Source organism: Streptomyces sp. CNB091, from assembly GCF_000377965.1.
In genome coordinates, this window is the sequence record NZ_KB898991.1 from 234,170 (window position 1) to 241,523 (window position 7,354).

At 74.8% G+C, this 7,354-nt stretch carries 7 protein-coding genes and 1 pseudogene; 5 read left to right on the forward strand and 3 right to left on the reverse strand.

What is annotated here, in order from left to right; genetic code table 11:
- Positions 1–6: 6 nt before the first annotated feature.
- The gene (locus D581_RS0105040; RefSeq protein WP_018956142.1) at positions 7–654 is read left to right on the forward strand and encodes an OmpA family protein; all 648 of its coding nucleotides are present in this window, start codon (positions 7–9) and stop codon (positions 652–654) included.
- A 346-nt stretch (positions 655–1,000) separates the two neighbouring features.
- Positions 1,001–2,644 (forward strand): hypothetical protein, encoded by a 1,644-nt coding sequence (locus tag D581_RS0105045; protein ID WP_018956143.1) that lies wholly within the window; start codon positions 1,001–1,003, stop codon positions 2,642–2,644.
- A gap of 59 nt (positions 2,645–2,703) precedes the next feature.
- Here D581_RS0105045 and D581_RS0105050 read toward each other — a convergent pair whose 3' ends face one another.
- A complete protein-coding gene (locus D581_RS0105050; RefSeq protein WP_018956144.1) occupies positions 2,704–3,522 on the reverse strand; it encodes a haloacid dehalogenase type II in 819 nt (272 codons plus the stop codon).
- 64 nt (positions 3,523–3,586) lie between these two features.
- Entirely contained in the window at positions 3,587–4,141 is a 555-nt protein-coding gene (locus D581_RS0105055) for a hypothetical protein (protein WP_018956145.1), read from the reverse strand.
- A gap of 268 nt (positions 4,142–4,409) precedes the next feature.
- Between D581_RS0105055 and D581_RS0105060 the strand changes: the two genes are divergently transcribed.
- The gene (locus D581_RS0105060) at positions 4,410–5,003 is read left to right on the forward strand and encodes a hypothetical protein (RefSeq protein WP_026290221.1); all 594 of its coding nucleotides are present in this window, start codon (positions 4,410–4,412) and stop codon (positions 5,001–5,003) included.
- 86 nt (positions 5,004–5,089) lie between these two features.
- Complete coding sequence (locus D581_RS0105065) at positions 5,090–6,289, forward strand: glycosyltransferase family 39 protein (RefSeq protein WP_018956147.1); 1,200 nt, start codon at positions 5,090–5,092, stop codon at positions 6,287–6,289.
- 29 nt (positions 6,290–6,318) lie between these two features.
- Here the strand turns inward: D581_RS0105065 and D581_RS0105070 are convergent, their stop codons facing one another.
- Positions 6,319–6,723, reverse strand: coding sequence for a DUF192 domain-containing protein (locus D581_RS0105070; RefSeq protein ID WP_018956148.1), 405 nt, complete (start codon positions 6,721–6,723; stop codon positions 6,319–6,321).
- Positions 6,724–6,827: 104 nt separating this feature from the next.
- Between D581_RS0105070 and D581_RS1000000141935 the strand changes: the two are divergent.
- Positions 6,828–7,354 (forward strand): annotated as a pseudogene (locus D581_RS1000000141935) (hypothetical protein); the annotation flags it as partial.

The window sequence follows — 7,354 nt, forward strand, 5'->3', positions numbered from 1 at the left end:
GCGGCCATGAAGACCACCAAGCGCCCCCGGGCGCCCCGCCACCTGGGCCAAGCCGTCGCGGTCGCCGTGCTGATCGCCGGCACCACGTTGCTCGGAGCCTCGCCCTCGTACGCCGACGACGGGCCCAGCGTCCCGCCCGGGACGGAGGCGACGTCGGAGCCGCCCGTTCCCGTCGACCCGAACGACCCGGACCTGAAGATGCCGGAGGGCGGCACCCTCGCTCCCGGCCGGGTTCTGGACATCGTCCAGGTCGTGGAGGACCTCGGCGGCGAGGAACGCCGCGAGGACAGCAACGCCGACATCAAGTTCGCGCTCCAGGCCGAAGTCCTCTTCGGCAAGGACAGTGCCAAGCTCGGTTCGGCGGCCAACGCCCGTATCGCCGCGATCGCCGCCGAGATCAAGAAGCAGAACGCGACCAAGGTCCGCGTCTTCGGCTTCACCGACAACCTCGGCTCCTCGGCCCACGGCGACGTCCTGTCCAAGCAGCGCGCCGACGCCGTGCACGGGGTTCTGTCGAAGGAACTCGGCGCCACGATCACGTACGAGATCCGGGGCTATGGCGAGCAGTACCCGATCGCCAGCAACAGCAACGAAGAGGGCCGCAAGAAGAACCGTCGCGTGGAGGTCTCCTTCCCGCGCGGCGCGGGGTCCTGACCTCCTCCGCACCCCAGGGAGACGGCCCGGTCCGGCGCGCGACGACCATCGCGTGCCGGGCCGTTCGTCGTTGCGGCGGATGGCCCGCCCGCAGGACCGTCAGGGCCGAAAACCGGCCACATTCTCTCCGAGCCCGTCACCCGAACGGCGGACCGTCGTTTGCGTTGTGGATCAAACACATCCCCTACGGACAAGAACACGGTGGGCCCCTCGTGCGGCCGGGCCGGGATCAGGACCGGCGGCAGGTGCGGCGGGATGCGACACGCCGTGCGCCACGGAGACGTGGGTCGGCGGGGGTGCCGGGGGTGCCGGGGTGCACGGACGAACAGGCGTCGAGGAGGGTGTGATGGGTGTGGAGGCCCACGCGACGAACGAGCGGGTGACGGGACGCACATGGACGGTGCGGCTGGACCCTGTCGGCCGCGGCCGGGCGGACGTACGCGTCTCGTGCAGCCGCCCGGCCTGCGCCGCGCAGGTGCTGCCCTCCGCGGCCGTCGGCCGTACGGCGGCGGTCGAGCACCTCAAGGCCCACCTGCGCGCGGGCCCGGCCCCCAGCCCGTCGGCGTACTGCGCCTGCCGGGCCGCGGAATGCCACACCCACATCCGCCCCGCCGGACCGCGTGAGCGCCCGGCGCCCTGGAGATGCGGCGGCGCGGTCGTCCTGGCCGTCGTCACGGACCGGGAAGGGCGCTGGTGGCAGGTGATGGAATGCTGCTCGCGCTGTGCTGCCGCGCATCCCACCGCGAAGATCGCCGCGACCGCCCCGGCTCCCGACCGGACGGCTCCTGCCGGTGCCTCCCGGCCCTCGGCGGTCCATGCGCCGACGGTGTCGGCCGTCGGGCCCCACTTCTCGCACCTCGCTTCCGGGGCTTCCGGGGCCGCCGCCCCGCACGAGGTGCCGGCTCCCCGGTCCGAGAGGCCTCCTCGGCCCCCGAGGCCGGCGCGGCAGCGCGCCCGGCGGGGGAGGATCGCGCAGCGGTTCGTCCCGCACGACCTGCGGCCCGTCGCGCTGCGGGACGAACTCACCGAACTCGGCGAACTCTTCCGCGCCTATCAGCAGCGTGCCGAACCCGACCTCGCGATGCTCGCCGACCTCCACGCCCGCAAGGCGAAGGCCTTCAGCGCCTGGGCCGAAGTCACCGCCGACACCGGACTCCGCCTCGACGCCCAGCGAGCCGAACAGGCCGCCGCCACCGCCCGTCTCCAGCATCTGCACCGCATCGGTGAAGCCCCGGAAGGCGAAGGCCCCGCTGTGGCCCGGCTGCTGACCGCGTCCGCCCAGTGGGATCACGCACGGGCCGTCCTCGCCCACGTGGCCGACCACGCGCCCCTGCCGGGGCCGGAGGCCCGCCTGCTGGTGGTGATGCTGACGCTGCGCACCGCGCAGTCCGGTACCGGCAACCTCGTCGGGCAGGACCTCAAGGGGCTGCCCCTGGCGGAACCCGCACACCTGGTGGAGCAACTGCTGGAGTGCGGCTGGCTGAAAATCGCCGGTACGGTCGAGGAACTGATCGCCTCCCGCCCGGAGAACCCCACCCGCATCGACGTGCCGTCCCTGACGCCCGACGAGAGCGACCCGGGCCCGTTCACCTTCGGCAGGAAGATGCGCCCCAAGCTCAGCGGCTGGGCCCAGCGAGTCGTCGGCGAGAAGAAGCTCCGCAAGGCCAAGACCACGGCCGACGCCCGCCTGCTCGCCCTGGCCCTGGCCACCGGTGTGACGGCCGATGGACGACTGGGGCCCGAGGGCGAGGGCCTCGGCGTGGAAGCCCTCTCCTCTTGGTGCGCCATTGACCCCGGCGATCTCCGGGAGGTGGTGGGCCGGCTGACCGCGGCGGACTGGCTGACGCAGGCGGTCGACACCGACACCGACTCCGGCACCGACTCCGACTCCGCGACTGACACCGACTTCGACACTGTCCTCACCGACACGGTCCTCACCGGTCGGCTGACCGAACGCGTCCTCCCCCTCACCTGCCCGCTGCTGCCCTGAGAAGCAGCGGCAGCAGAAGCAGAAATGGGAGCGGGAGCGGCCCCGGGCTTCGGCCACCCCTAGGACACCCCGAGCTGCTCCGCCAGCTCCGCCAGACCCTCCGCGTACAGGTCGAACCGGTCCGAGGAGGAGGGCGGGTCTCCGACCGGGCGGGCCACATAGGCCGTGCGCAGGCCCAGCGCCTGCGCGCCGCGCAGGTCCCAGGCGTGGGCGGCGACCATCAGCAGTCGCTCCGGCGGCGCCCCGGAGCCGGTGACGGCCAGTCGGTAGACCGCCGGGTCCGGCTTGTAGGCGCGGGCGTCCTCGGCTGACAGCGCCTGGTGCCAGCGCAGTCCCGCGTGGGCGTTCAGCTCCAGCAGCGCCTTCCGGCTCGCGTTGGAGAGGCCGATCAGCGGGAAGCGCCCGCCGATCCGGGCGAGCCCCGCCACGGTGTCGGACCACGGCGGGAGGCGGCGGGCCGCCCGGGCGAGTGCCTCCACCGCTGCCGGATCCTCGACCCCGGCGGCCTCCGCGACGAGCCCGGCGGCCTCCCGGTCGAGGAGATCGCTGGGCAGATAGGGCCGGTCGCCGTCCAGGACGCGGCGCTGCTCGCGCTCGATGTGCCGCTGCCACAACAGCAGGAGCCGCTCGGTCCCGGCGGTGACCGTGGCGGCCATGGCGGCCATGGCGTCCGTGTCCGTGGCGTCCGTGGCGTCCGTGGCGTCCGTGGCGTCCGGGGTGCCGGGGGTGCCGGGGGACGGGGCGAGCGTCCGGACGCCGGCGCGTAGTCCGGCGGATTCATCGACGAGCGCGCGGATGCCGGCGCGTAGTCCGGCGGGTTCGTCGACGAGCGTGCCGAGTACGTCGAACACGACGGCGTCGATCTTCAGCTCTGCCATGGTGCGGGTCTCCTCCAATGAGGGCGGTGGTCCGAACAACACCACAAGCCCCGGATCGCATCCCCTACTTGATCGTGATCGGCCCCACGACCGCGTCCAGGTCCTCCGCGTCGACCGCGTCCTTCACCGCGTTCAGGCGCACCAAGAACGGAACGCCCTGCGAGTCCACCCCCGCCACCAGGCCCCCGGTCATCGGCGTTCCCACGTTCGGGGTGTCGTCCTGGCCACCGGTCAAGCACGAGCCGCCGCCACCGGCCGACGAGCTGATCGCGCACCGCAGGCGCTCCCCGATCTTTCCGCTGACCCCGGCCACCACCAGCGCGCCGGTGAGCAGGGCGACGAGGACGACGAGGGTGACGAGGGTGACGAGGGTGACGAGGGTGACGAGGCCCAGGTACTCCACCGCGGTCGCACCGCCGTCCCGCCAGTCGTACGTGTACCGGGGCGGCTCCGGGGTCCGGGTGGCGCGCTCCTCCAGGAGCCGGTCGACGGCCAACCCCGACGCCGCCCCGGCCGCCAGCGAGACGCCGGGCATGAGGACGCCCTCGATGCCGACGACGTCCCCGGCGACGGCGAAGCCGTACAGCAGCCCGGCCAGCGGTACGGCCCCACCGCTCACGGTTCACCTCTCCTCGGCCCCGCGCGTGTTCCCGACGGCTGGGAGCGTACGGCGGAGAAGCGGCCCCGGCTCGGGCCTCCGGCCCCAAACCCGGGCCCAAGTGCGCGGTGCGGGAGCTGTGTTGCGCCGTGGCGCGCCCGCTGTTCCGCTTGGGGCCGCCCGTGGGCCCGTGGGCCCACGCCGCCCCGGCCGCGGCTCAGTACCCTCGGATGTGCCGGTGGTCGCCGACCACGACGCCGCGAAGAACCGCGATGGGGGTGAGGCGTCGATGGATGCCGGATTCTTCTACTCGTACCACCTGGGCTGGACCCCGCTGGACGCCCGGACCCTGCTGGGCGACCTGGAGGCCGAAGGGCTCCGCCCGACGCACCCGGTCTCCGGCCGCACCGTGCTCGTCAGCCTCGACTCCGCGTCCCTGGGCGCCCGTTCGCCCGTCACCCGCGAGCAGTTGCTGTCCATCGCCGGACTCCAGCGGCTCCGCGAGGTCGGATTCCGGTTGTGGACCGACGGGGGCCTCGACCTCCTGGTGCGCATCCGGCAGGCCCGGGCCGGCGTCGTCGCCGTGGAGTTCTCCGTGGGGGAGCTGCCCGAGCCGGAGCGGGAACACGCGGTGAGCGCCCTCCGGCGGACCGTCGGACGGGCCTCCGTGCTCTGCATCGGCTTCGTCGTCGACCGGAGCGGGGCGACGGCCGCCACCGACTGGGACGGCGTCGTCATCGAGGGCGACGCGCACCTCCACTCCTGGCCGGACGCCGTCGCCGTACGGGACGAGACGGCTGCCCGCCACCCGCAGCTGGCCGTCATGGACGGGGTCGAGATGTCGCCGTGGAGGGTGTACGGGAACGAGGTGCTCGGCGTCTGAGCCGGGCCGCCGCGCACCCCCGGGCGCTCCCCGGCCCCGGCCCCCGGTGCGGAGGGATGCCCGCCGCCGACGTCATAATCGGCCGTATGTCCGATCACCAGCTCCGCGCCCGGCCGCCCGCCGGTCCGGCCCCGGGCCCCCGCACCCCCGGGTCCCGGGCCACCGCCGCGCTCCGGGCCGCCGCGCCCGCGCTCGCGGTCTACGTCGCCGCCCGGGCCCTGGGGCTCCTGACCTTCTGGGCAGCCGCGTCCGCCGCCGGGAAGGACCCCCTGGGGCCGCTCAGCGGACGCTGGGACTCCGTCTGGTACCAGCGCATCGCCGAGAACGGCTACCGCTACACCGTCACCCTTCCGGACGGCTCCGTCCACTCCGACCTGGCCTTCTTCCCTCTGCTCCCGGCCCTGGAGCGGTCCATCTCCGAGGTGACCCCGCTCACCCTCGGCGGCGCCGGACTCCTGGTCGCCTGGATGGCCGGGCTGCTGGCCGCCTGGGGCATCTACGCCGTCGGCGCCCAGCTGCGAGGACGGCGTACGGGCGTGGTGCTGGCCGCCCTGTGGGGGGTGTACCCGACGGCTTTCGTCCAGTCGATGGCGTACACCGAGACCCTGTTCACCGCGCTCGCCGCCTGGGCGCTGTACGCCGTCCTCCAGGGCCGCTGGATCGTGGCGGGCGCGCTCTGCGTCCTGGCGGGGCTCACCCGGCCCACGGCGGCGGCGCTCATCGCGGCCCTGGCGATCACCGCGGCCGTCACCCTCGTACGGGAGTACCGCGACGAGCGCCGCGCCGGCCCGGTGCTGCGCCGAAACGCCCGGGTGATCGCGGGCGTGGCGCTCGCACCGCTGGGCTGGCTGGCGTACGTGGTGTTCGTGGCCGTCCGCGAGGGCAGCCCGTTCGCCTATTTCGACGTCCAGGCGCAGTGGGGCAACAACATCGACGGCGGCCGCGCGCTCGCCGCGTTCATCGCCGGCCTCCCGTGGCCCGCCACCCTCGGCCTCTGCGCGGCGCTCGGGCTGCTGGGGTGGCTGGTGGTGCTGTGCGTACGGCAGCGGCAGCCGCTCCCGCTGCTCGTCTACGCCCTCACGATCGTCGTCATCTCGCTGATCGGCGCCGGGTACTTCGGCTCCCGGCCGCGCCTGATGATGCCCGCGTTCCCCCTGCTGCTCCCGCCCGCCGTCGCCCTGCTGCGGCTGCGCACGACCGGGCGTACGGCCGCCGTCCTCGCAGTCCTGGCCTGCGCGTCCGCCGCCTACGGGGCCTGGACCCTGCTGGGCGCGGGCCCGCCGTAGTCCACTCCGTGCGGCCTCGCGCCGCTTTCTCAGGCTCCGGAACCCGACGCCCCGGGAGCCCCGGAGGCGTGGGCCGTCGCCCTCGGCTCCACCCGTACGCCCGGCCGCACCCCCCACCGCTCCATCGCCCCGGCCTCCGCCTCCACCACGTGCCGGGCCCGGAGCCGGGGCAGCCCGAGGCGGCCGGGCCTCATCGTGCGGACGGCCAGGACCGTGAACCTCCGGTCCAGGTACGCCACATCGATGGGGAACCGCATCCGGAAGGTGTGCACACTCCCGCACGGGGTGAGCATCATCGCCCCCTCGATCCCGTCCCGCCCGAGGAGCCCCTTGGAACGGGCCCGGTACGAGGCCGCTATCCGCAGCGGCACCTCCCGGGCCCCGGAGTCCGTGCCGACCGTGAGCGTCCCGTCGCCATCGCGCCATGTCCTCATGGGCACCGACCGTAGCCCCCGGCGGACCCGCCCGGGCCCGACACGGCCGCGCTTGGGCCCCCGGACCCAAGACCCCTCTTCCCACGGCCCACTAGGGTCTTTCCGTGGACGCCGTGCTGCTCGCCCTCGCCGCGGTCTGGGGTGCCGTCACCGGACTGCTGATCCCGCGTGCCGCGTACCGGTTCGCCGTCGAGCCGGAGGAGCCCTGGCGTACGGCGTGCCCCGCCGGCCATCCGCTCACCGGCCCGGCCCGCGGCTGGCTGGGACCGGCCCGGTGCGCGCCCTGCGCCGCCGCCCCGGGAACGCCGGCCGCGCCCGGGGCCCATACCGGCACGGGCGCCGAGACCGGCCTGCGCGGCGTCGGCCGACCGGGCGCCGAACCCGGCGCGGCCTCCGCCGAGGCGAGCCGGGACACCGGATCCCCCGCTTCGGCGGAGGCGAGCCACGGCACTGGACCTTCCGCCTCCGCCGAGGCGAGCCGCGACACCGGACCCCCCGCTTCGGCGGAGGCGACCCGCGACACCGGGCCCCCCGCCTCCGCCGAAGCCAGCAACGACACAGGAGCCCCCGCTCCCGCTCCGTCCCCCGCTCCCGCTCCGTCCCCCGCTCCCGCTCCGTCCCCCGCTCCCGC

Excerpts from the sequence above, each read along its gene's own strand:
- D581_RS0105070 (WP_018956148.1), bottom strand. The coding sequence starts at position 6,723 with ATGAGGACATGGCGCGATGGCGACGGGACGCTCACGGTCGGCACGGAC.
- D581_RS0105060 (WP_026290221.1), top strand. The coding sequence starts at position 4,410 with ATGGATGCCGGATTCTTCTACTCGTACCACCTGGGCTGGACCCCGCTG.
- D581_RS0105040 (WP_018956142.1), top strand. The coding sequence starts at position 7 with ATGAAGACCACCAAGCGCCCCCGGGCGCCCCGCCACCTGGGCCAAGCC.
- D581_RS0105050 (WP_018956144.1), bottom strand. The coding sequence starts at position 3,522 with ATGGCAGAGCTGAAGATCGACGCCGTCGTGTTCGACGTACTCGGCACG.
- D581_RS0105045 (WP_018956143.1), top strand. The coding sequence starts at position 1,001 with ATGGGTGTGGAGGCCCACGCGACGAACGAGCGGGTGACGGGACGCACA.
- D581_RS0105065 (WP_018956147.1), top strand. The coding sequence starts at position 5,090 with ATGTCCGATCACCAGCTCCGCGCCCGGCCGCCCGCCGGTCCGGCCCCG.